At 65.7% G+C, this 24420-nt stretch carries 15 protein-coding genes; 9 read left to right on the top strand and 6 right to left on the bottom strand.

All coding sequences use genetic code 11. The annotated features are described in order from the left end of the window. Positions 1–243 precede the first annotated feature (243 nt). The 7 genes from tssL (at position 244) to E5X34_RS01755 (ending at position 13473) form a co-directional block, all read left to right on the top strand. Positions 244–1776, top strand: coding sequence for a type VI secretion system protein TssL, long form (gene tssL, locus E5X34_RS01785; RefSeq protein WP_292560237.1), 1533 nt, complete (start codon positions 244–246; stop codon positions 1774–1776). Beyond that, a complete protein-coding gene (gene tssM / locus E5X34_RS01780; protein WP_292560234.1) occupies positions 1776–5306 on the top strand; it encodes a type VI secretion system membrane subunit TssM in 3531 nt (1176 codons plus the stop codon). The genes tssL and tssM overlap by 1 nt, the downstream gene beginning before the upstream one ends. A 117-nt stretch (positions 5307–5423) precedes the next feature. Continuing rightward, entirely contained in the window at positions 5424–6203 is a 780-nt protein-coding gene (locus tag E5X34_RS01775; RefSeq protein WP_292560231.1) for a PP2C family serine/threonine-protein phosphatase, read from the top strand. After that, positions 6200–8698: a serine/threonine-protein kinase gene (locus tag E5X34_RS01770; RefSeq protein ID WP_292560229.1), complete on the top strand. Its 2499-nt coding sequence runs from the start codon at positions 6200–6202 to the stop codon at positions 8696–8698. Before E5X34_RS01775 ends, E5X34_RS01770 begins: the two co-directional genes overlap by 4 nt. An 11-nt stretch (positions 8699–8709) precedes the next feature. Continuing rightward, entirely contained in the window at positions 8710–9204 is a 495-nt protein-coding gene (locus tag E5X34_RS01765; protein WP_366664864.1) for a DUF1036 domain-containing protein, read from the top strand. After that, a complete protein-coding gene (locus E5X34_RS01760; protein ID WP_292560222.1) occupies positions 9201–11630 on the top strand; it encodes a M23 family metallopeptidase in 2430 nt (809 codons plus the stop codon). The genes E5X34_RS01765 and E5X34_RS01760 overlap by 4 nt, the downstream gene beginning before the upstream one ends. 223 nt (positions 11631–11853) lie before the next feature. Continuing rightward, positions 11854–13473, top strand: a complete 1620-nt coding sequence (locus E5X34_RS01755; protein ID WP_292560218.1) for a caspase family protein — start codon at positions 11854–11856, stop codon at positions 13471–13473. Between the two features lie 143 nt (positions 13474–13616). Here the strand turns inward: E5X34_RS01755 and E5X34_RS01750 are convergent, their stop codons facing one another. Continuing rightward, positions 13617–14117: an OmpA family protein gene (locus tag E5X34_RS01750; protein WP_292560215.1), complete on the bottom strand. Its 501-nt coding sequence runs from the start codon at positions 14115–14117 to the stop codon at positions 13617–13619. A 173-nt stretch (positions 14118–14290) separates the two neighbouring features. Between E5X34_RS01750 and E5X34_RS01745 the strand changes: the two genes are divergently transcribed. Continuing rightward, positions 14291–14902, top strand: coding sequence for a hypothetical protein (locus tag E5X34_RS01745; RefSeq protein ID WP_292560213.1), 612 nt, complete (start codon positions 14291–14293; stop codon positions 14900–14902). 366 nt (positions 14903–15268) lie between these two features. On the opposite strand, the gene E5X34_RS01740 is transcribed toward E5X34_RS01745, so the two are convergent. The 5 genes from E5X34_RS01740 to E5X34_RS01720 form a co-directional block, all read right to left on the bottom strand. Next, positions 15269–17818 carry a caspase family protein gene (locus E5X34_RS01740; RefSeq protein WP_292560210.1) on the bottom strand — a complete coding sequence of 850 codons (2550 nt, stop codon included), beginning with the start codon at positions 17816–17818 and terminating at the stop codon, positions 15269–15271. Positions 17819–18161: 343 nt separating this feature from the next. After that, positions 18162–19262 (bottom strand): alcohol dehydrogenase family protein, encoded by a 1101-nt coding sequence (locus E5X34_RS01735; protein WP_292560207.1) that lies wholly within the window; start codon positions 19260–19262, stop codon positions 18162–18164. Between the two features lie 22 nt (positions 19263–19284). After that, a complete protein-coding gene (locus E5X34_RS01730; protein ID WP_292560204.1) occupies positions 19285–20664 on the bottom strand; it encodes an aspartate aminotransferase family protein in 1380 nt (459 codons plus the stop codon). A gap of 36 nt (positions 20665–20700) precedes the next feature. Next, positions 20701–22194, bottom strand: coding sequence for an NAD-dependent succinate-semialdehyde dehydrogenase (locus E5X34_RS01725; protein ID WP_292560201.1), 1494 nt, complete (start codon positions 22192–22194; stop codon positions 20701–20703). Between the two features lie 129 nt (positions 22195–22323). After that, the gene (locus E5X34_RS01720) at positions 22324–22815 is read right to left on the bottom strand and encodes an Lrp/AsnC family transcriptional regulator (protein ID WP_292560199.1); all 492 of its coding nucleotides are present in this window, start codon (positions 22813–22815) and stop codon (positions 22324–22326) included. 83 nt (positions 22816–22898) lie between these two features. Between E5X34_RS01720 and E5X34_RS01715 the strand changes: the two genes are divergently transcribed. Then, a complete protein-coding gene (locus tag E5X34_RS01715; RefSeq protein ID WP_292560197.1) occupies positions 22899–24284 on the top strand; it encodes a PLP-dependent aminotransferase family protein in 1386 nt (461 codons plus the stop codon). Positions 24285–24420: the final 136 nt, after the last annotated feature.

Raw genomic sequence — 24420 nt, 5'->3', positions numbered from 1 at the left:
GCCGCTTCGAGCATCTTGCTTCCGGATTTCAATCGGCGGCCCGTTTCAATTGGGTATCCGGGCGACTAGAATGCACAGGGACGCCAGCCCGGCGGGCAAGGCGGCGAGGCTTGGGGCGTGTGCAGCAATGTCATGTTTCGGCGAGATGAGCCTTTCCAAGCGGCCCGCCGCCGAGGTTCAGCCTGAAACGCGTTTCCCCGATCGAGAACATGCCCCTTGCGGCTTGAACGCGGGGCGCCGCCGATGAGCTCGAAGGACCACCCCTCCGGGCCGGCGGACAAGACCGTCATCCGCGCGCCGCGACCGAAGCAGAAACCCCTTGCGGCTGCCGAGGGATCCGGTCCGGAAAGCGTGCGGCCAGCTCTATCGCCTTCCCGCGAAGCGACGGTGTTCGATCCCGGTGGCGGCCGGCAGATGCCTACCGGCTGGTCGTCCGGAACCGTGCTCTTCCAAGGGCCAGCTCCGGGAGCGGCCGCAAATGCGGCGCCGGGGGTGCAGCAGGATGCCCTGCTCGACGCCGCCTCCAGCGTGAAATACGCTGCCGCCAATCCGATCCTTGCCGCGGCGGCCCCGCTGTTGATGCTTCTCGGTCAATTGCGGCTGATGCCGGTCGACCGGCAAGCCGCACCCTTGGCGGAGCATATTGCCGACGCGATCGAGACCTTCGACCTTTCAATCGCGAAGGCAGGGGTAGCCGAGGAAGACGCACGCATCGCCAAATTCGCCCTTTGCGAAACCGCCGACGACCTTGTCGGCAATCTGCCCTGGCCGAGCAAGGACAGTTGGCTTCAGCACGCCCTGGTGGCGCGGTTCTTTCACACCCAACCGACCGGCGCCGGTTTCTACGGAGCGCTCAACAACATCCTCGCCACGCCGGAAGCGCATTACGACCTGCTCGAACTGATGCATGCCTGCCTGTCTGTGGGCTTCGAGGGCCAGTATCGCGGGCTGGCCAAGGAACGAGATACGCTCGAACGCGTCCGGCGCGACGTCTACGACACGCTGCGCTACTTCAAGCCGCGCGCCGGCGAAGACATCTCGCCCCACTGGCAAGGCATGGCGGCGGCGCTGCCGAAGCCGAGGGCGCGGCTGCCGCTCTGGGCGGTCGCGGCCGCCGCGGCGACGCTGGTCACGGCGGCCTTCTTCGGGCTGCGGGTGCTGATCACCGATGAAGGCGACGCGACCGCTGGCGAGTTGCTGGCGCTCAATCCATCGACGCCCGTCACCATAGAGCGCGCCAGCGTGGCGGCGCCCACTGAGCCGGAGCAAGCCGCCCCGCCGCCGCCCGCTGTTCCGGACACCGCCCAGATCGACCGCATCCGCGCCGCCCTTGCCAAGGAGATCGCCGGAGGCGGGCTGAGCGTCGGCGAGAAAGGCGCTTTCATCGTCATCGAGATCAACAACCAGCTTCTATTCGCGCCCGGCCAGGCGGAGCCGAAGCCGCAGTTCCAGCCGATCGCGACCGACATCGCCACCACGCTTGACGCCGAATCCGGGCCGATCCGGATCGTCGGCCACACCGATAATGTGAAGCCGAAGAAATCGAGCCAGTTCAAATCGAATTTCGACCTCTCGGTCGCTCGCGCCAAGGCCGTCCAGGCAATAATGGCCAAGCAGGTGAAGGACCCCTCGCGGCTGAGTGCCGACGGCAAGGGCGAGGACGAACCGATCGCCGACAACGGCACGGCGGACGGCCGCGCCAAGAATCGCCGCGTCGACGTGATGATCCCGAAACAGGAGAGCTTGCAGACCAGTGCTGTGGAGAACGGCGGCTGATGCGCTGGATGCTGCGGATCTTCAGCCTGGCTGCGCTTGCCGGTTTCTCGGCGGCGGTCTGGTATGCCGGACCGCTGATCCGCTTTGCCGATACGCGCCCGCTTGGTCCTGTGTGGCTGAGGGCCACGATCATCGGCGTCAGCGTTGCGGCGCTCGCGCTGTTCTACGGGATCCGCTTCTGGCAGCGGCGCAAGGCGCAAAAGGCGCTCGAAGCGGCCATCGCGCGCGGCGACGAGCGCAACGACGATTCCCAGGTGCTCGAAGCACGCATGAGCGAAGCCATCGCGACGCTGAAGCGGACGAGCGGCAAGCGCAATTTCCTCTATGACATTCCCTGGTACATCATCATCGGCCCGCCCGGCGCCGGCAAGACGACGGCCCTGGTCAATTCCGGGCTGAAATTCCCGCTTGCCGGCTCTGGCAGCGCGCAGCCGGTGGCCGGCGTCGGCGGCACGCGGTCCTGCGACTGGTGGTTCACCGACGAAGCGGTGCTGATCGATACAGCTGGCCGCTATACGACGCAGGAGTCCGACCGCGAGCGCGACAGAGCGAGCTGGCTCGCCTTCCTGGGCTTGCTCAAGAAACACCGCACCAGGCAACCGATCAACGGCGTCATCCTCGCCATCAGCCTCTCGGATCTCATCGGCTTCGACGACCGGCAGCTCGACGCGCATGTCACCGAGATCAGGAGCCGCCTGCGCGAATTGCACGAGACGCTCAAGATCCAGTTCCCGGTCTATCTGCTCTTCACCAAAGCCGATCTCGTCGCCGGCTTCATGGATTATTTCGGCGATTTCGACGAGGCGCGCCGGCGCAAGGTGTGGGGCGCGACATTCCAGACTGCTGACCGCACCAGGAATATGGCCGGTCAAGCGCCGGCGGAATTCGACGGGCTGGCGACGCGGCTCGCCGAAGAGGTCGCCGACCGTCTGCAGGAAGAGAACGACCCGGTGGCGCGGATCGCGCTGTTCGGCTTCCCGGCGCAGTTCGGCGCGCTGAAGAACCGGATAACGCAGTTCATCGGCAGCCTGTTCGACACATCGCGCAGCCAAGTCAATGTCAGCCTGCGCGGGCTCTATTTCTCGTCGGGCACGCAGGAAGGGACACCCTTCGACCAGGTGCTGGGCGCGATCGGCCGCAGTTTCGGCAGCGCTTCGCAGGCGCATCTTTCCGGCGTCGGCAAGAGCTTCTTCCTGCACGACCTGCTGACCAAGGTGATCTTCCCGGAATCCGGCTGGGTCTCGTTCGACAGGGCGGCCGAGCGCCGCATCCGGCTCGCCAGGTTCGGCGGCCTGGCCGCGATCGCGCTGGCTGCCTTGTCGGCGCTCGGCGTGCTGGGCCTCAGCTTCTTCGCCAACAGAGAGCTGATCGCCTCCACAAGGCAAGCCATGGCGCATTATCGCGACAGCGCCGACAGCCTGCTGAAGAGCACCACGGTGACCGACGTCGACCTCGAAAACGTCATCGGTCCGCTCGATCAGCTGCGCAACCTGCCGGCGGGCTTCGAAAATGGCGACCAGGGCAGGCCGATCGAGGAGACGTTCGGGCTCAGCCAGCGCGAGCGGCTGCTGTCGGCTTCCAAGACCGCCTACCGGCAGGCACTGGAGCGAAGCTTCCGCTCGCGGCTGCTGGTGCAGGCCGAGCGGACGATCCAGGCCAGGATGGCCGATCCGATAGCGCTTTACGAGCCGCTCAAGATCTATCTGATGCTGGGCGGCAAGGCGCCGAAGGTCGACGACGAGCTGATCGTCTCCTGGATGAAGCAGGATTGGGAGGAGAACCGCTATCCCGGCGAGAACAACCGCGAGGGCCGCGCGCAGCTCGAAAAGCATCTGCGCGCCATGCTTGCGCTCGACGACGCCTATGATCCAACCTTCGCGCTCAACCAGCCGCTGGTCGAGGCCGCGCAGCGCTCGCTCGGACGCATGAGTCTTGCCGACCGCGCCTCGGCGCAGATCAAGTCGGCGCTCTACGCGGCGAGGCTGCAGGATTTCTCCGTCGCCGCGAAAGCCGGTCCGGAAGCGCAGCTGTTGTTCGAGCGCATAGACGGCAGCGAGCTCGCCGATCTCCGCGTTCCCGGCCTTTACACGCGTGCCGGGTTCAACCGCTTCTTCCTGCCGCAGCTGTCGCGCATCGCGCAGATGCTCGTCGACGACCGGTGGGTGCTCGGCGGCGGCGGCGAACAGGGCGGTATCGACCAGGACCTGCCCAAGCTCGGTCCCGAACTCATCGACCGCTACGGCAAGGAATTCGCCGCCGCCTGGAACGGCGTGCTCGACCAGCTGAAGCTCAAGGCGATGCTGAAGGACAAGCCGCAATATCTCGCGCTTTCCGCCCTAGCCGCGCCGGACTCGCCTCTAGACCAGCTGTTCACGGCGATCGCCGACGAGACCGCGTTAACCAAGGACCCTGCCGCCGGCCAGGGCGACACCGGGACGACTGAGCCGGATCCCGCGAGCATGGCCAAGGGCCTCGCCCGCATCGGCCTGCAGATCGCCGGCGGCAAGTCGCAGAGCCGCGCTGGCACAAGCGCGGCCGTCGCGCAGAATGCCGGCGCGAGCGTCGAGGCGCAGTTCCGCTCGTTCCAGGCATTGGTCAGCGGCAACCCCGGGCGCCGGCCGCTCGATGCGCTGACGCAGAACTTCCACGACATTTTTCAGAGCGTGAAGCTCGCCGCCGATGTCCCCACGCAGACCGAACGCGTCAACGCCAATCTGCAGCTGCAGATCTCGACCTTGCGGGCCAATGTCTCGCGTCTGCCCAAGCCGCTGGCGCGCATGGTCAATGCGGCGGCGGACGAATTCGAGGGCAATGTCGCGGAGACCTCGATCGCCAACCTCAACCAGAGCCTCGACCAGACGGTGACGCGCGCCTGCGAGGAGGCGGTCAACGGCCGCTATCCCTTCGCCGGCGACAGCAGCGAGGACATCTCGATGGCGGATTTCGCCAAGCTGTTCGCGCCTGGCGGCCTGATGGACCGTTTCTTCGCGCAGAACCTTGCGCCGCTGATCGACATGACCGGGCAGGAATGGAGCTGGAAGCAGAATGCGCGCTCCAGCAAGGACCTTGCGAAATCGACCTTGAAGGCATTCCAGGCGGCGGCGGAAATCCGCGCCGCCTTCTTCCCGTCGGGCGGATCGACGCCGTTGGTGTCGATCACCTTCACACCCACCTCGCTGAACAGCGAAGCCGACAGCGCGGTGCTCAACGTGGACGGGCAGACGGTGCAAAGCGCCCAGGCCGGCAACGCGCCGAGCATCGTGACATGGCCGAGCGGCGCCGCGTCCGGATCGGCGAGCCTCAGCCTCATGCCGGAAATGCCCGGACGCGAGTCGGCGCTCAAATTCGAAGGGCCGTGGGCGTTGAAGCGGCTTTTCGACAAGGCGACGATCAGCGGCGACGGCGCCAGCACCGAGGCGCGCTTCGTGATCGGCGGACGCGATGTCGCCTACACGATCCAGGCCGGCTCAGGGGCCAACCCCCTGATCTTGCCAGCCTTGTCAGGCTTCAGCTGTCCGAAGGCGTTCTGAGATGGCCGGAGCGCGTCTTCATTTCGATACTCTAATGTACACGCTTATGGCAGAGTGGCGTGGGCACGCGGCCCATGGCTGGTCACAGAGGACGCTCGCCGAGCGCTTGGTGGCAAATTGAGCACTGTCGGCCTTCCCATCGACAGCTTCGGCGTGAGCCACAAGGGCTGCGTGCGCGACCACAATGAGGACAATTACCTCATCGAACCGCAGACCGGGCTCTGGGTGGTGGCCGACGGCATGGGCGGGCATGAGGCCGGCGAGGTCGCCTCGGCCAGTATCGTCGACCATCTGGCGACAATCGGTATCGCGAGTTCCGCGCCGGACCTTCGCGCCCGCTTCGAGGACCGGCTCAGCCGCGCCAATGCCGAGATCCGGGGCATATCGCGATCGCGCGGCATCACCATCGGCTCCACTTTCGCGGCCCTGCTTGCCATGGACGGGCGCTTCGCCTGCCTGTGGGCCGGCGACAGCCGCATCTATCTCGTGCGCAACGGCTCGATCTTCCAGGTCTCGAAGGATCACACCGAGGTGCAGGAACTGCTCGACCGCGGCATGATCAGCGCCGAGGAGGCGCGCACCTGGCCGCGCCGCAATGTGATCACGCATGCGGTCGGCGTCAGCGACGAGCTCGAGATCGATTTCCAGCAGGGCGAATTAATGCCGGGCGACGTTTTCGTCCTTGGCACCGACGGGCTGACGGCGCATGTCAGCGACACCGAGATCGAGGCCGCGGCCAGGTCCGCCACGCCGCGGGCGGCATGCCAGGCCCTCCTGGATACGGTGCTGGCGCGCGGCGGTACCGACAATGTGACCATCGTACTTGTGAAGATCGGCGGCGGGCGCAACGGCGCGCCCCATCCGGATCGGTCCGCATCGGAGGGCCTGGCCAGATGAGCGACGACGACAAGACCCGGATCTCGGCGAACGTCACCTATGCTGGGGTCGGCACGCAGCTCAGCGGCATCTACGAGCTCGACGAGAGGATCGCGTCCGGCGGCATGGGTGAGGTCTATCGCGGTCACAACATCCAGACCGGGGACCATGTGGCGATCAAGATTGTGCTGCCCGAATTCGCCCGCGACCAGACGATCCTGTCGCTGTTCCGCAAGGAAGCGTCGATCCTCAACCACCTATCGCATGACGCGGTGGTGCGCTACCACGTGTTCACCATCGATACGGGGATCGGCCGCCCCTATCTCGCGATGGAGTTCGTGGACGGCCAGTCGCTGTTCGACATGATGCGGCGCGGGCCGATGCCAAGCGACGATGTGCGCCGGCTTTGCCACCGCCTCGCCTCGGGCTTGAGCGCCGTGCATCAGGCGGGCGCGGTGCACCGCGACCTCTCGCCGGACAACATCATCCTGCCCGGCGGCCGGGTCGAGCGCGCCAAGATCATCGATTTCGGCATCGCGCGCTCGGCCACCGTCGGCGGCGAAACGCTGATCGGCGGCAAATTCGCCGGCAAGTATAATTACGTCTCGCCGGAGCAGCTCGGCCTCTATGGCGGCGAGGTCAGCGAGCAATCGGATATCTACAGCCTCGGCCTGGTGCTGGCCGCGGCGCTGCGCGGCAAACCGCTCGACATGAGCGGCTCGCAGTACGAGGTCATCGAGAAGCGCCGGAGCGTACCGGACCTGTCGGATATAGATCCCGATTTCCAAGAACTCATCGAAGCCATGCTGCAACCGGATCCGCGCGACCGGCCGGCCAGCATGGCCGAGATCGCCCGAGCAACGCGCGGTGAGGATCTTGAGCCGACATTGCCGCCGCCGGTGCCGTTCGGCGCGCGCGAACGCTCGGGCCTGCCGCGCGCCGGGTGGACGGCGCCGCCGGACTCCAAGCCCCAGACACCGGCTCCTTCCGGCGAACCGCGTTTCGTCGAGCATGTGCGCCCCGCCTACCTTTCGGAGCCACGGCCCGCGGCGCCAGCCGTTCCAGCCAGCGCGCCCGCACCGGCCGCGCCCAAAAAGCCTTCGCGCATGCCTGCCATCGCCGGCGGCGCCGCGGCGATCGCCGTCCTGGCGGCGGCGGGCCTCTATTTCGGTGGCGTCCTGGCGCCCACGCCGGTGGCGCAGACACCCAAGCCGCTGACTCCGAAGCCGGCCATCGAGACCGCCAAACCAGTGGCCGAGGCGCAGCAAGCGGAGACGCCGAAACCTCAGCCGCAGGCGCCGGCCGCGGCTCAGCCGGAAGCACCGAAACCTGACAGCGCGAAGCCATCCGCCCAATCGGATGCGGAGGCCAAGACGCCCGTCGAGCAGCCAGCCACTCAGCAGGCGAGCGAGGCCAAAAGCCAGACGCCTCAGGTCGAGACCAAGCCGGTGCAGCCCTCAGCGCAACAGTCGCCTGCGCCGGCTCCCGGGCCAACGGCCGAAGGCCAGAAGCCGACGCGGCCGGCAAGCGAGCCGGCGGTCAAGGCGCCGGAACCGAGCCAGGCGGCTGAGAACAAGCCGGCGCAAGAGGCAAATCCGCCGGCAGCCAAGCCCAGCGTGAAAGACCTCGTGGACATGCTTTCCAAGCTGCCCAAGCCGAACCCATCCCCGCCCCCGGCTTCGCAAAGCCAGGCGTCGACGCAGCCGACCCCTGCGCCATCAGCGCCGAAGGCGCAGACCTCGACAGCCAGCCCGCCGGAAACGTCTACCGCGCCAACCCAGCCAGCGCAGCAGCCGCAACAGCCGGCGACAAAGCAGCCCGAGACCGACGTCGCCATCAATGTGCCAAAGCCGTCGCTTCCGTCAGCGGAAGATGACATGGCCAAGTGGAACGAGCAGCGCTCCTGGGTGCGCGATTTCAGCGGCGGCAATTGCTTCTACGCCAACGTGACATCCGGACCCGGCGGCGCCCCCAGGATCGAGGGCTACGGAACGGCGGTCCAGCCCTTCGAACAATTGCTCAACGATTTCCAGACCAGGTTCCATATCGAGCCGGACATCAGCGTGCGCCTCATCACGCTCTCCCAGTGCGGCGTGCCGACTTTCCTTCGCTTCCTCGACCGAAGCTCGGCCGCGAAGCCGCAGCTTGTGCTCGACAAGACATCGATCCCGGATGGTGCGCCGGTCAGCGGCGCGCTCTATACGGGCGGCGGACTCGTCTCCAACATCATGCTGATCGACCACAAGGGCGTCGCCTTCAACCTTGACGACCGCATGGTGGCGCAAACCGACAAGGTGACCTTCAACATCCCGATCGGCCTTGCCGCCGCAGACAAGGCGGCCGGCAAGGCGGTGCCGCAGATCATGCTGGTGATCACCGGGCCCAAGGACATCCAGGCCGCCATGTTCTCGAGGCCGACGCCGGCCTCGGAGCTGTTGCCCAAGATCCTTGAAGAGATTGAGGCCGACGGCTCGCAGTTCTCTGCCACAGCCACCTATTTCCGGCTCGGCGGATAGCATGGACGCCGATGGATCTTCGCAGCCCGCGTTCCTTGTGCCCGCCCTCGCCACGCAAGCTGCGTAGCCGGCTTCGATTGCCGTTGCCGGGTCGCATGACGCTTGCCGTGCTGCTCGGCGCGGCGCTGTTCTCGATGCTTTCGCCCGGCAAGGCGCGTGCCGAATTCACCGTCTGCAACCAGACGCTCGACGTCGTCAATCTCGCGGTCGGACAGAAGGTCGACAATGCCGACCAGACGGACGGCTGGTGGACGATCGGCGCCAACCAGTGCGTCAACGTCATCCGCGAGGAGCTGACCAACCGCTACATCTATCTCTACGCCACGGACGTCTTCGGCCACGCGATCCTCGACGGGTCGACCGAGATGTGCATCGACCGGCGGCGCTTTTCCATCCGCGGCATCGAGGAGTGCTGGCAGCGCGGCCATATCGCGGCGCGCTTCGTCGAGGTCGATACGCTCGAGCAGGTGCGCTGGACCTATTTCCTGACCGGAAACAGCCCGTGACGCACGCGATCGACACGAGCTTCAAACAGAAGAAGCTGGCGCGGCTGGCCGAGCGGCGGCGCAAGCTTTGGCGCCGGGCTCTTGCCGGCCTTGCCACGCTCGCCGTCGTTGCCGTCGCTACCGGCTTCTATCTGACCAGGGACTATTGGTCGTTCGGCGACGAGGACGAGGAGCTGCATCCGGTCGAGGGCATGGAAGACGTGCCGCCCGACGCGTCGGTCTATGTGCCGGCGATCATCGACCTTGCCGGCGATCCGATGTGGATCACGCTTGCGCCCGACGCCGACACCGCAACGAAGGGCAAGACCGTCGCGCGTCCGGCCGAGCTCGACAGTTCCGGGGCCTCGCCGCAGATCGAGATCCTCTCCGACGTGATGCTGAGCGCCAGCGAGAAGTTCATGACGACGATCCCGTCGACGCAGGAGGATTTCGCCTTCTTCCAGGCGCAGCGGCAGGCCGCGCCCAAGCCTTCGGCTACGGCGCCCGACGACCAGCAACCGGCCCCGCCGGCTCCGGCCGCGGCGCCGGACGATCAACAGGGCGATCTGCAGAACGATCTCCAGGCGGCGCCGGACGAGAGCGATGCCGGCTCGGCGCCCAAGGCGGACGCCGGAGACCCCGAGGCCGGCTGGGGCGAGACCATCGACCAGGGCGAGGCAGCACTCCCCGCCTTCAAGAAAACCGCGATCGAGAACAACACGACCGTCGCGACCGTCACCAGCGAATATCAGCGCTTCGAGGCGACCGAGGACACGTTCGTGAAGATCCTCAACGACCGCAGCCTGGACAGCGTGGCGCTCGACGCGCATTTCTCCGCCGATGACGCGAAGCTTGCCGGCGAGGCGCTGAAGACGCTGTTCAACCGCGACGGGCTGGAGGCCGGCTTTGTCGTCGCCATGCGCGGGTTCAGGCCGAACCGCGAAACGACGACCATGTCGCTGATGCAGGTCTCCGTCTACGCCAAGAACGTCTATGTCGGCACGCTGACGCGCAATGCGGCCGGCGCCTTCGTGTCGGGTGTCGACCCCTGGGTCCGCGAGGACCTGTTCAACTATTCCGGCGCCTCGGACCAGGGCGGGCCGAAGCGGCAGTATCGCCTGCTCGACGCGATCTATTCGACGGCGGCGCGCAATAAGGTGCCGACCAGCGTGATCGGCGAGGCGATCATGTATCTGTCGCGCGGCCAGGACCTCGACGCCTTCGCCAGCGAGGACCAGCGCCTGGTGCTGATCTATTCGCAGACGCCGCGCGGCCAAGGCGAGATCTCCGGGCGGGTGCTCTATGTCGGCGTCCAGGGCGCGGACCGAAGTCTCGCCTGTTTCGTCTTCCAGCAGAGCGACGGCCAATATGCCTGCGTGACCGGCGACGACCAGGTGCGCTCGCTGACCGTCACCAACGGCATGGTCACGCCCGTCGCCGGGGTGATGACCTCGACCTTCGGCCCGCGCAAACATCCGATCCTGGGCACGGTCCGCATCCACAAGGGCGTCGACTGGGCGGCGCCGGTCGGCACGCCGATCATGGCCGCCTTCGACGGCCAAATCTCCTTCCAGGGCGATGGCGGCGGCTACGGCAATCTGGTGAAGATCACGCACGCCAACGGCCGCGAGACGCGTTATGCACATATGCAGAAATTCGCCATCGCAGGCGGCGTCGGCACCAAGGTGAAGGCCGGCGACGTCATTGGCTATATCGGCACGACGGGGCTTTCGACCGGCCCGCATCTGCATTTCGAGCTCTACCAGAACGGCGAGGCGATCGATCCGCTGGGGACAGTCACCACGGTGGCCACCGCCGTTGCCGTCAGCTCCGGCGGTTCCGGCGATACCGCCGTCGAAACGCTTACGGAACGGATCGTGCACGTCGAAAGCGGCGGCAGCGCGCGGGCCAAGAACCCGCTTTCCTCGGCGACCGGCGCCGGCCAGTTCATCTCCAAGACATGGATCCGGATGATGAACACCTATCGGCCCGACCTCGCGCGCTCGCTTTCGACGGCCGACCTGCTTGCGCTTCGCTACGACGCCACGCTGTCGCGTGAAATGGTGCGCAACCTGGCGCGCGAGGGCGAGGCCTATCTGCGCGCGCGCGGCCACCAGATCACCGCCGGCCGCCTCTATCTTTGCCATTTCCTCGGCATGGAAGGGGCGGCCCAGGTCCTGGCGGCGCCCGGCTCGACGCAATTGAGTGCCGTGCTCGGATCGGCCGTCATCCAGGCCAACCCGTTCCTCACCGGCAAGACCGCGAGCTATGTCGTCGACTGGGCCGAGCGGAAGATGGGGCAGAAAGCGCCGCGCGTGGCGACCGACCAGGGCCAGCCGACGACGACCACGACCGAAGTGCGGCAGACGTCGCCGGAATTCGAGAAATACAAGCAGGCGATCACCGCGCTTATAGGGTCCCTCGAGGAGACGCTGGAGCCCGGTTAGCCGGTTCACCAACCTCGCATAGCTGGAAGGTCGATTGGTTTTCAGGCCCGCCAATGGTAAATTAGCGGATACTCACGGAGGAAATTTCGAGCCTCCGTGAACCAAATCTGTGGTCGAGATCACAGACGCTCAAGGACGATTTTGGCAGAAGCGACGTTGTCGCTTACGACATTCAGCATGCGCAGACATCGATAACGCGCCCCAAGGGGCGGAGGGCTGATCCATGAAAGCGTTCGCCATCCTTTTGGGCGGGTTGATCCTGCTTTTCCACGCCGCGTTCGGCGCCCAGGCCGCCACGCCCGACGGCAAGCGTGTCGCGCTGGTGATCGGCAACAGCAAATATGTCAATGCCGTCGCTTTGCCCAACCCGGCGAACGATGCCCGCCTTATCGCGTCCACGCTGCGCAACGCCGGCTTCGAGGTGATCGAAGGCGTCGACCAGGACAATGCCGGCATGCACAGCCTGATCAGCAAATTCACCGAAGAATCCTACAATGCCGACCTCGCCGTCATCTACTATGCCGGGCATGGCATGCAGGTCGACGGCAGGAACTACCTCATTCCGGTCGATGCGGAGCTGACGTCGCCGGCCTATCTCAAGACGCGTACCGTCCAGATCGACGAATTCATGGCGGCGCTGCCGGCCGATCCCGCCGTCGGCATCATCATCCTCGACGCCTGCCGCGACAATCCGCTGGCGCGCACGCTGGCAGCGGCGCTGCCGAAGAGCCGCTCGCTCGGCGCCGGCCTCGCGCCGGTCGACGCAAAGGCCGACGGCATGGGCACGGGCGGCGTCCTGATCGCCTATGCGACCGACCCGGGCGCCATCGCCTTCGACGGCAACGGCGTCGACAGCCCCTATTCGCTGGCTCTGGCCAAGCACCTGACCGAGCCGGGCGTCGAGATCCAGAGCGCCTTGACGCGTGTGCGCGGCGAGGTGACGGAAGCCACGCAAGGCCGGCAGCGGCCATGGCACAATGCCTCGCTGGGGCGCGAAGTGTTCCTCGGCAAGCCCGCGACGGAAACGGCCTCGCCCGCCGCGACACCGGTGGCCGACACGGCCAAGGCGACGGCAACCCCTGCCCCCGTGGCGAGCGAGCCGCCGTCCTGGGAAGTCGAGCAGCGGCTTTGGGACGAGGCTTCGAAGAAGAACGCCATCCCCTATTACGAGGCCTATCTCGACCAGTTTCCGAACGGCCGTTTCGCCACGGTGGCGAAGCTCAACATCGACCAGCTGAAGGATCCGGCGACGGGCAAGCAGGTGGCGGCGCTCGGCGCGGACGATGCCAGTGCCAATCCCGGGTCGGCCGTCCGCACCTCGGTCGGCATCACCGACGAGATGAGAAAGACGCAAGGCACCGAGCTGACGGAAAGCGCCATCGGGCTCGACCGCAACGGCCGCATCGACCTGCAATTGCGCATCGAAGCGCTGGGCAACGAGCTCGGCCAGGTCGACGGCAATATCGGCCCGAGGACGCGCCAGGCGATCGGCGTCTGGCAAGGCAAGAACGGTTTGCCCTCAACCACCTATCTGACGCGCGAACAGCTGGCTCTGCTGGTGATCCAGACCGACCCGATGATGGATGCCGTGCGCGCCAGGAACGCCGCCGACCAGGCGCGCGCCGCGCCGACCAGGAAGCAGGTCGTGCAGAAGACCCGCACATTGGACCCGACGGCGCAGCAAAAGCCGCGCCGGAAACAGACGCAGGTCGTTCAGCGCCGCCGCAACAGCGACACCGTGGTTCGCGAGGACGAGCCGCCGCCGAGAGAAAACAACGACTTCCTGACCAAGGCGCTGATCTTCGGCAGCGGCGTTGTGATCGGCAACGCGATCAAGAATTGATCGCTGAGCAATTTCGGGAAAAGTGTGAAGCGGTTTTCCGCCTGGAATTGCGTCGAAACAAACAGCAACAAAGGGGAGCCGGCGCTTGGCCGAGCTCCCCTTGACCTGTTTCGCTGTTGACGGGTCGGCTTGGCTGTGGCCGTCTATTCCGTCCTGATGCGCATTTCCACACGGCGGTTGACCGGGTCGTATGGATTGGCGACCCGCGGATGCGACTTGCCGAGGCCGATCGCTTCGAGCCGCGCCGATTCAACGCCGTTGGCTTCGAGGAAGGCGGCCACCGATTGCGCCCTTCGCTGCGACAGGCCCTGGTTGTAGCTGTCCGTGCCGGTCGCGTCGGTGTGGCCTTCGACGACGAAGCTGAACGTGCTCAGCCGGTTGTCCTTAAGCGCCTTGGCGAACTCGTCCAGCTCCGTGCGGGCGGTCTGGTCGAGCTGGGCCGAATCCAGGGCGAAGTTGATCATCATGTCGAGGCCAGCCTTCTGGGGCGGCGCCTCGCTCTTCTCGGCCTTGCTCTTGCACTCTTCCTCGGTGCCGACGCAGATGCCGCGTGAGGCGCCAAGATTACCCTGGCCGGCGAAGAATTTTACGATGTCTTCCGATTTCTGAAGCGGATCGGCGTAAACGTGCGTTGAAAAAAGCACGGCCGCCAATGCCAAGGCTGAGCTGCCCCACCGCATGACCGTCACTCCTTGTTTTGACCTGTTCGAGCGGGTTTTCGCTGGCGCGGACTATATCAAATCCCAAAGCGATTGTCTGTGAACAAGCGCACGTTGCCGATGGCCGCCGCCTGATAAGGTTGAGGCTTGACCGGCGCTTGGCCGCGGGTTTCAGTGCTGTTTGTGCCGATGCTCGGGGTGTGGCAGCGATGGCCAATGAACTCGGATACAGAACGGCAAGGGATCTGTTTCTTGCCTGTCCCGCGATCGCCCGGGACATGAAGTCGCCGGCCGTAGCCCAACCTCCGCTGGAATTCTGCCGCGCGCTGCTCGCCGGGCGCGTGCCGGAGGAGGCCGTGACCTTCTGCGCCTATCTGCTGCCCGAGCGCGCCGCCGTCTGGTGGGGGCATGAATGCCTGAGCCATCTCGCCGAGCTCCTTGCCGAAGGTGATCTCGAATTGCTGGCGCTCGTCAGCGATTGGGTGAGCGAGCCCGGCAATCCTCGCCATCGGGCGGTGCTCAGCAGCGCTGTCGATCCGTCGCCGGCAACGCCTGCTGCCTGGATCGCCTTGTCGGCGGCGTGGCGCGACCCGGCCTTCGATATGCTGTCGACCGGGTTCCCCGCCGCCCACGCCGTCAATGCCGGGATTCTGGCGGGGCTGGCGCGCGTCTCGACCGCCGACCGCTTCGCCGTGCTTTCGGCCTTCGTCGAAATGGGCATCCAGATGGTGGAGATGGAAGCGCAGCGGCAATCGGTCGACGCGTATTAGAGGCGCATGATCTTTTCCGAAGCCGGTTCCCGCTTTTCTGGATCAGCTTAGGTGAGCACTGAGTTGGATGCGCGCTGAAGAGTGAGGTCTTATCCCCAGCCACCGCCACCGCCCAAAGGAGCAACGACCGGTGGGGTTTCGTTGACTGGTTTGATCAGTTTCTTTGCAGTGACCTTCTGTTGCTTGACAACTTTTGGCGTCGTGGTGCGGACGACCTTCGCCTGAGGTCTCGCCGCCACCGGCGTCGGCTCTGGTCCGGGCGGCAACATGGACGTACAGCCCATGAGCGCCGCCAAAACCGTAGAGAAAGTTGTCCCAACGATTACCTGTTTCGATGCCCAGCCCACCACTTTTGCCTCCTGTTGATCAGAACAAGTCCCGGCGCGGATTGGCTTGTTCCCAGACCGCCCTGGCCGTCTTGACCAGTTGATCGTCCAACGAGCCGTCCGCCGAAATCTTCGATTTGAGTTCCCCACGCATCTGTTTCAGAGCCGCTGTCTTCGCCTTCGCGCCGAATTTCGCGAGCGTCGCCTTTGCGTCCGGGATTTCGTTGCGAAGATCTAGCGCGGCTGCGAAAGCAAGGTAGCGCGCGGCCACCGCCTGATTGGCCTTGTCGCCCCTTTGCATCTCCAGCGCCGCGCGATCATAGGCGGCCGACTGATCGCCACGGTCGGTCGCCAGCTCGAAAAGCCTTTGCGCTTCGGCCAGATCCTGCTGAACGCCGACTCCATCCCTGTACATGCGGGCAAGGCTGCCGGGCGCATAGGGCTGGCCGAGATCCATAGACTTCTGGAACAGCGAGAGGGCGGCCTTGGGGTCCTTCTCGACCCCCGTGCCGGCGAGATAATTGCGGCCGAGCAGGTTCATCGAATACATATCCTGCCGCTCCACGCCAGCTTTGAGGAAGGCCACCGCGCGCGCCGGATCTGCCGGCACGCCGTTGCGGCCCTCAGTGAAGATCGCCGCAAGATCGTTCATCGCGTAGGTATGGCCCATCGCCGCCGCCTTGAGCAGCAGGTCAAGCCCCTTGCCGGTATCGCGGTCTACACCGTAGCCGTTGAACAAAGCGCGGCCCCATGAGGTCATGCCATAAGGATCGCCCTTGTCGGACGCCGCCGCATAGAAAGTGTTGGCCTGCTTGCGGTTGGCTGGCATACCCGTCCCGGTTGCGTTGAGATAGCCGAGCTCGAACACAGCGCGGACATGTCCCTTGTCGGCGGCGACCTGGATCGCCTTCTTCGCCTCGTCGACCTTGCCGGCGGCGAGCAGCGCGCGGCCGAGTTCGTAGTGGAAACGCGCGACATCGGGATAGGCCTTCACCGCCGCCCGGCAGGCGTCCACCGCGCCGGCGCCGATCTCATTCGGCAACAGGCCGGGGACGACGCCCTGCAAGTCTAAAGGCTCGCCTGCCTTCTGGTCGCACGGATCGACACTGGGCGACAGCTTCATCGTCGCCGGCTTTGACGGTGTGTTGTCGGCCGTGATTTCGACGCCGACGATCAATGGCTGGACCGTGCCTATCTGCGGCTCGTAGCGCAGTTTATCGACTTCATCGGCCGTCAGGCTCGACTGCGGCGACAGGGTCCGATCCGGCAGGGACAGCGTCCCGGTTGCCGGATAGCTCGCGAGCTTCACGCTGACCGCCGGATCCTTGGTCGGCAAATCCAGCTTCAGCGGGACCGGACCGACACCGACCGGAACGTCCACGTCATGGTTCTCGATCGCGTCGGCGGCGCCGGCGATGTGGATGCCGCGCTCCACCACCTGCTGCTTCTGCTCGGACTCCAGCGAGGCCACGAGCTGCTTGCCGGCGGCGCCGTCGCCGTTCTTGACCCGGAACACCAGTATGCCTTGCGATCCGCCGCCCCATTCGTCATGCGTGGCATAGGCCAGCATATCGACCTGGTCCTCGGCGTCGGCGACCTTCGGCACGTCCATCTGGACCCGCGGCAGATCCTTGCCCTCTATCGGCTGGCCCGTCGCGACCGGCTTGCCGTCCAGGATCAGATGCCCCAGCTCCGGCGGCCTTTCGATGCTGATGGTGATGGCGCCGCCGTCGACATCGACGGGCACGGGCAGGTCGAGCGCGACCGGCCCGACTCCCGACGGCACCGTCTTTTCCAGCACCGGCGGCAAAGCCGGCCGGCTGGCTCGGCGCATCAGCACCACCTCGTCGATCAGCGAGGAATTCTCCCACGGAACCTGCGTCCCCTTGGTGACCTCGACCACATCGCGACGCACGGCCGCCATCACGGAGCGTATCTCCTGGTTCGGCGCCAGCGCGCGGCGGGAGAAGGCGGATGAGAAGGGGCTGAGATTGCCGGAGCCGTCATAGGCGACGGCGCCGGGCTCGGTGGCGAAGGCGATCAGCGTGTTCAGCGAGCTCTTCACCTGCGCAAGGCCGGTGCCGCCGGCCGCGATCAACTGGTCGCGCAGCCAGTAATCCTTGCGCGGGAAAGGATTGTTGCGGCAGGCATCGAGGATGATCACCTGGATCTTCGATTTGGCGCGCAATTGCTGCAGGACATCGTCGAGCTTCACCGCCTGGACCTCGATGTCGGCCGCAGCCTTGAGCGACGCATCGACCGGGATCAGGAAGTTCTCGCCGCCGATCTGAAAGCCGTGGCCCGAATAATAGACGACCGCCAGATCCGCGCCGTCCGCCGCCGCGAGGTAATTGCGGAACTCCTTCTCGAACTGGAGCTTGGTCAGGTCCTTGGCGACGAACACATCGAATCCGGCCTGCCGGAACGTGTTCGACACATCCTCGGCATCCTTGTCGGGATTCTTGAGCGCCGGGATTTCGCGGTATTGCGAATTGCCGATGACAAGCGCAACCCTTCGATCGGCCTGGGCCTGCACCGTCGTGAGGCCCACGACGATCAAGGCCGCAATCAGCGCGTAGCGTTGCAGCATGGCAAAATCCCCAACCGCTATGACCTGTCAGCCACAAGAATTCAGCTTGCAGCATCGCGGTCTGTTAAAGACTTCACAATCTGCCAAGGCGGCAAGGAACGCGCCCGTGATGGCAGGCAGGCGTATCCAATAAACTGCTAAAATAGCTCAGAGGCCCGGACGCCGCAATGACCTGGGCAAGCGCATCGCCGACTGCGAGGCGAGGACGCCCCGGTTTGTCCGGGCGTCCTCGAACACGCACGCCTGGAAGGCGTTTACTTCCCGGCGTATATCGGCTTGCCGTCCGCAGTCGCCGCGCTGGATATAGCGGCGGCTGAAGCCGCGCCGGGCGCTCCCTTCAGGATCAGGCGCCGCTCCACATCGCATCCGGCACCACGACCAGCTTGCCGACAAAGTCCTTGCCCATGAAGTCAGTCTGGGCGCGGTGGAAGTCCGACAATTTGTAGATCCCGCCGACCAGCGGCTTGATCTTCTTTTCCTCGATGTAGCGGACGATGCGGCGGAAGTCGGCGCGCGTGCCCTGGCTCGAACCGTGGAGCTGGAGCTGCTTCAGATACATGGTGCGCAGATCCAGCTGCACGACCGGCCCGGCAATGGCGCCCGCCGTGGTGTAGCGGCCCTCGGGCCGCAGGATGCGCAGCAGGTCGTTGAAGATGGCGCCGCCGACGAGGTCGGCGACCACGTCGATGGGCTGGCCGCCGGTCGCTTCGTTGACGGCGGCGGGCAGGTCGGCCACGCCGCGCGTGATCACCTTTTCGGCGCCGATGTCGAGCACGGCCTGCTCCTTGCCCTTGCCGACAATGGCATAGGGGACGGCGCCGCGCGCCCTTGCCAATTGCACGATGCCGGAGCCGACGCCGCCGGAGGCGCCGGTGACCAGCACGCGCTCACCGGCCTTCAGCGCCGCGCGCTCCAGCATCTGCTCGCCGGTGAGATAGGCGCAGCAGAAGGTGGCGAGCTCGACATCGCTCAGCTCGGTGTCGACGACATGCGCGTTCTCGGCCGGCAGCGCCTGGTATTCGGCGTAACCGCCGTCGCGCCCATGGCCCATATAGTCGATGTCGGCCAGCGAATCGTCGTCGCGGTTGTAGATCGAGAAGTCGACCATCACCCGTTCGCCGACGCGGTCGGCAGGCACGCCGTCGCCGACGGCGACGATCGTGCCCACCGTGTCGGTGCCCTGGATGCGCGGGAAGGTGAGCGTGTTGCCTTGCCGGCGCCAGGTCGATACCGCGGCCGCATCCTCCTCCGTGCCATAGGCGCCCTGGCGCACCCACACGTCGGTGTTGTTCATGCCGCAGGCGCTGACCTTGACCAGCACTTCGCCGGCGGCAGGTGCCGGCACCTTCACATCGGTGCGGTAGACGAGCTTCTCCAAGCCGCCGTGCCCGGTAAGCTGCACGGCGGCCATGGTGGCGGGAACGGTTCTGGTCATGGCATTCATGTCGTTTCTCGGATGTCGCTTCTCAGATGCTGGCGAGGACGCTGTTCACCGCGTCGGCGGTCTTTTCGACGACAATGTCGGCCTCCTCGCGCGTCAGGCAGAGCGGCGGCGCGAAGCCGAGGATGTCGCCCTGCGGCATGGCGCGACCGATGACGCCGCTGGCGGCAAGCGCCGTGGCGATCTGCGGCCCGACCTTCAGCGCGGGATCGAAGAAGACGCGGTCGTCGCGGTCCTTGACGAACTCGACCGCGGCCAGCATGCCGTCGCCGCGCACCTCGCCGACATTCCTGTGGCCGCCGACGGCCTTGGCGAGCTCGGCGCGGAAATAGGCGCCGGTCTCGCCGGCATTCCGCACCAGGTCCATCTCGTCGATCAGTTCTAGATTGGCGACGCCCGCGGCAACGCAGATCGGGTGCGCCGAATAGGTCCAGCCATGGCCGAGCGAGCCAAGCTTGTCGGAACCCTTGACCAGCACCTGCCAGACCTTGTCGGAGACGATGACGCCGGAGAGCGGCGCATAGGCCGAGGTCAGGCCCTTGGCGATGGTGATCAGGTCCGGCTTGATGCCGTAATGGTCGGAGCCGAACATGGTGCCGAGACGGCCGAAGCCGGTCACCACCTCGTCGGCGACGAGCAGCACGTCATATTTGTTCAGCACGGCCTGGATCTTCTGCCAGTACCCAGCCGGCGGCGGCACGATGCCGCCGGTGCCGAGGATCGGCTCACCGATAAAGGCGGCGACCGTGTCCGGGCCTTCGGCGAGGATCATCTCCTCGAGCTTGTCGGCGCAATGCTGCGAGAACTGCTCCTCGCTCATCGAGCGGTCGGCGCGGCGGAAATAATAGGGCGCCTCGGTGTGCAGGATCGGCGCGCGCGGCAGGTCGAAGGCGTTGTGGAACAGCTCGAGCCCGGTCAGCGAGCCGGTCATCACGCCCGAGCCGTGATAGCCGCGCCAGCGCGAGATGATCTTCTTCTTTTCCGGCCGCCCGAGAACGTTGTTGTAGTACCAGATCAGCTTGATGTTGGTCTCGTTGGCATCGGAGCCGGAAAGGCCGAAATAGACTCGGCTCATGCCCTCCGGCGCGCGATCGATGATCATCTTCGCGAGGGTTATCGAGGCCTCGGTGCCGTGGCCGACATAGGCGTGGTAGTAGGCGAGGTTCTTCGCTTGGCTTGCGATGGCGTCGGCGATCTTCTGGCGGCCGTAGCCGACATTGACGCAATAGAGGCCGGCGAAGGCATCGATGCTCTTCTTGCCGGTGTTGTCCCAGACGGTGACGCCCTCGCCGCCCGCCATGATGCGGGCCGGCGATTCACCGCGAGCATGCGTGCCCATATGCGTCGATGGATGGAAGAAGTGGTCGCGATCCCAGGCGGAGAGTTCATTGGACTGTTCGAGCATTTTTTGACTCCTGACGAGAATGAGGGCCTGCGCAGCTTAGGCTACATCGAGGCAGAGGTATTTGAGGTCGGTAAAGGCTTCGAGGCCGTGGCGCGAACCTTCGCGGCCGATGCCGGACTGCTTGACGCCGCCGAAGGGGATCGGCGCGCCGGTGATCTTGACCCGGTTGATCGCGACCATGCCGTAGTCCAGCGCACGCCCCATGCGCGCCTGCCGGGCGCCGTTCTCGGTGACGACATAGGCGACGAGGCCATATTCGGTGGCGTTGGCGCGGGCGACGACTTCCGCCTCATCGTCGAACGGCGTCACAGCGGCGACCGGCCCAAACGTCTCCTCGCGCATGATCAGCGCTTCGTCCGGCACATCGACAAGCAGCGTCGGCTGGTAGAACAGCGGGCCGGCAGCGTGGCGCTTGCCCCCGGTCAGGCAACGGGCGCCGTGAGCGATTGCGTCGGCGACCTGTTCCTCGACCTTCTTGGCCGCGCGCTCATGCATCAACGGCCCGATCTCGGCGTCCGCGGATAGCCCATTGCCGACGCGAAGCTTCTCGATGCGGCGCGCGAAAGCGGCGCAGAAGCGGTCGTAGATCGGCCGCTGCACATAGATGCGGTTGGCGGCAAGGCAATCCTGGCCCGAGGTGGCGAATTTGGCATCGAGCGCGATCGTGACGGCCTTGTCGATATCGGCGTCGTCGAAGACGATCAGCGGCGCGTGGCCGCCGAGCTCCATCACCAGGCGCTTCATCGTCGCAGCACTTTGCGCGGCGATCAGCCGGCCGACTTCGGTCGAGCCGGTGAAGCTCATGGCGCGGACTCGCGCATCGGCGCACATGGCGCCGACAATAGTGCGCGCGTCACCGGTGACGACGTTGAAGATGCCGGCCGGCAGCCCAGCGCGCTCGCCGAGCTCGGCCAGCGCCAGTGCCGACAGCGGCGTTTCGGAGGACGGATGCGCCAACACCGTGCAGCCGGCAGCAAGCGCAGCCGCGGCCTTGCGGGTGAGCATGGCCGACGGGAAATTCCAGGGCGTGACGACGCCGACCACGCCGAGCGGCTCGCGGCGCACCGACATCTCGGCGTTCGGCAGATGGCTGGTGACGCCTTCGGCGTTGAGGCGTTTCGCTTCCTCGGCATACCACTCGACGAAGGAGGCGGCGTAGTCGATCTCGCCAAGCGATTCCTTCAGCGGCTTGCCCTGTTCGAGCGTCATCAGCAGCGCCAGATCGTCCTTGGCTGCGACGATCAGATCGAACCATTTTCGCAAGATTTTCGAGCGCTCCTGCGGCAGGGCAGAGCGCCAGGCAGGAAACGCGCGGGATGCAGCGTTGATCGCCTTCGTCGTCTGGGCGGCGTCGAGTGCCGCCACAAAGGCGACGGTAGCGCCGGTCGCCGGATCGGTGACTTCAAAGCTTTCGGCCGCCTCGCTCGCCGTCCAGTGGCCATCGACATAGGCGAGCGCGCGCAACAGCCGGCGATCGGCGAGGCGGTCGAGCGCTTCATGGTGGTTGGTGCGGGCAAATTGCGCGGACATCGATCAGGTCTCCGGTGCCGGGGCGATATGGAGAGACTAGTCGCGTGATCGAGACAAAGAGGCTGTTTCGGCAAGCTGATAGAGAGAGATTGTCTCTATTGGCCGGCTGTCGCAGACAATCCTTCTACTTCAAGGTTGCTCCGGCAGCAGGTCGGCCACCGGCAGCACGGTCTCGTCCTTGACCGTCTTGGTGACGATGTAGGTGAAGTAGCGGTCGATGCCGATCTCGCGTTCGAGCAGGCTGTCGACCAGCCGCTGGTAGGCGTCGATGTCGCGCGCCATCACCTTCAGCACATAATCGACGCCGCCGCCCACCGACCAGCAGGCGACAATCTCCGGGACATCGCGCACCACGCGCTCGAAGCGATCGAAATCCGCCTGGCGGTGGTTGGCCAGCGTCACCTCCATCAGCACCGTCGCCACCGGCGCGATGACGCGCATGGCGATCGCGGCGTGATAGCCGGAGATGATGCCGGCTTTCTCCAGCTTGCGCAGCCGCATCCAGCACGGCGTTGGCGACAGGCCGACCTTCTCGGCCAGCGCCAGCTTGGTGATGCGCCCGTCGCGCTGGATGGCGTCGAGAATCCTGAGATCGATCGGGTCGAGCTTCGCTGCCGCCATGCGGTATCCGCCTTTCGTTCAGGACACCATGACGATGCATTATTTCGATTGTCAATTGCACTGATTTCGATCTCTAATAAGTCATGACATTATGGCAGCCAGATCCTGCTCTCATCCGTCGTCCGGCCTATCTCTCGCTGGCCGATCAGTTCGCGCGCGCGATCCATGACGGGCGGCTGGCCAACGGCACGCGGCTGCCGACGCATCGCCGGCTGGCGGACGACCTGAAACTTTCGGTGCAGACCGTCAGCCGCGCCTATGAGGAATTGATCCGCCGCGGGCTGATTTCCGGCGAGGTCGGCCGCGGCAGCTTCGTGCAGACACAGCGCCGCGAACCGGAGCCGCCCTACATCCCGGAACGGCTGGGCGAGGTCATCGACCTTTCCATCCTGAAGCCGGTCTGCGAGCCGATGCATCTGGAGAAATTGAAGCAGGCGCTGGGTTGGCTCGCCGAGAACCTGCCGTCCAGCTCGGCCCTGTCGTTCCGGCCGAACATGGTTTTCCCGCGTCACCGCGCGGTCGCGGTCGAGTGGCTGAAGCTGTGCGGGCTGGAGGCGTCACCGCAGAACATCAGCCTCACAAACGGCGCCACCGCCGGCATGACGGTGGCGTTGATGAGCGTGGCGCCGCCCGGCTCGACCGTCGCCACCGAGGCGATCGGCCACCACACGCTGGTGCCGCTCGCGCGCTATCTCGGCTTCAACCTGGAAGGGCTGCCGATCGACGGCAATGGGCTGATCCCCGAAGCGCTCGACGAGGCCTGCCGTCTCTCGGACATCCGCGCCGTCTTCGTGCAGCCGTCGGTGATCAACCCCACGGCGACCTTGATGGACGCCACTCGCCGCGAGCAGATCGCCGCGGTCGCGCGCAAGCACGACATCGCCATCATCGAGAACGATGTGCTGGGGCCGCTGGTCGAAGGCCGGCCGCCGGCGGTAGCCGCCTTCGCGCCGGAGCGGACACTCTACGTCACCTCCTTCACCAAGATCACCGTGCCCGGCCTGCGCATCGGCTATCTCGCCGTGCCGGACCGCTATGTGGCCGCCGTCGCCAACCGCCACCTCGTCTCGAACTGGATGGCGACGCCGATGGTGGCGGAGATCGCCACACGCTGGGTGAATGACGGCACGGCGATGGAGCTGGTCAACTGGCAACGCCAGGCGTTGAGGCGGCGCCAGGAGATCGCCGCGGAAGTCCTGGCGGGCGTCGACCATCGCGTCCACCGGGACGGGCTCCATCTGTGGCTGGAACTGCCGGGCGACCGCGCCGAGGAGAGCTTTGTCTCTCAAGCGCGCCTGCGCGGCGTGGCGATCGCGCCGGGCACCTCGTTCCGCATCGCCGACACGCCGTGGCGTCCGGCCGTACGCATCTCGCTCGGATCGACCACAGAGGGGGAACTGCGTGCGGGCCTGAGCGTTGTCGCCAAGCTGCTGCTCGGCGATCCGGAGCATCTCCTGCTCGCCATCTGATGCACAAAAGGAGTCCAGATTGCCCTGAAATTGTGCCACGCCGGAAATATTGTCATGATATTATTTTCCCAATTGACATGATTTGACGCGTTTCGCATCGTTAAGGGCATAGGCTTCTCCAGAACGGGGAAATGGA

It is taken from the genome of Mesorhizobium sp., assembly GCF_004963255.1.
In the GTDB taxonomy this organism is placed as follows: domain Bacteria; phylum Pseudomonadota; class Alphaproteobacteria; order Rhizobiales; family Rhizobiaceae; genus Mesorhizobium.
Note: the sequence above shows the minus strand (reverse complement) of the source record. Positions and strands in the feature narration are given on the sequence as shown.

What these genes read in the sequence shown, in the direction of transcription:
- E5X34_RS01770 (WP_292560229.1), top strand. Translation starts at nt 6,200, where the DNA reads ATGAGCGACGACGACAAGACCCGGATCTCGGCGAACGTCACCTATGCT.
- E5X34_RS01735 (WP_292560207.1), bottom strand. Translation starts at nt 19,262, where the DNA reads ATGAATGCCATGACCAGAACCGTTCCCGCCACCATGGCCGCCGTGCAG.
- E5X34_RS01740 (WP_292560210.1), bottom strand. Translation starts at nt 17,818, where the DNA reads ATGCTGCAACGCTACGCGCTGATTGCGGCCTTGATCGTCGTGGGCCTC.
- E5X34_RS01720 (WP_292560199.1), bottom strand. Translation starts at nt 22,815, where the DNA reads ATGGCGGCAGCGAAGCTCGACCCGATCGATCTCAGGATTCTCGACGCC.
- E5X34_RS01765 (WP_366664864.1), top strand. Translation starts at nt 8,710, where the DNA reads ATGGATCTTCGCAGCCCGCGTTCCTTGTGCCCGCCCTCGCCACGCAAG.
- E5X34_RS01725 (WP_292560201.1), bottom strand. Translation starts at nt 22,194, where the DNA reads ATGTCCGCGCAATTTGCCCGCACCAACCACCATGAAGCGCTCGACCGC.
- tssL (WP_292560237.1), top strand. Translation starts at nt 244, where the DNA reads ATGAGCTCGAAGGACCACCCCTCCGGGCCGGCGGACAAGACCGTCATC.
- E5X34_RS01755 (WP_292560218.1), top strand. Translation starts at nt 11,854, where the DNA reads ATGAAAGCGTTCGCCATCCTTTTGGGCGGGTTGATCCTGCTTTTCCAC.
- E5X34_RS01730 (WP_292560204.1), bottom strand. Translation starts at nt 20,664, where the DNA reads ATGCTCGAACAGTCCAATGAACTCTCCGCCTGGGATCGCGACCACTTC.
- E5X34_RS01715 (WP_292560197.1), top strand. Translation starts at nt 22,899, where the DNA reads ATGACATTATGGCAGCCAGATCCTGCTCTCATCCGTCGTCCGGCCTAT.
- tssM (WP_292560234.1), top strand. Translation starts at nt 1,776, where the DNA reads ATGCGCTGGATGCTGCGGATCTTCAGCCTGGCTGCGCTTGCCGGTTTC.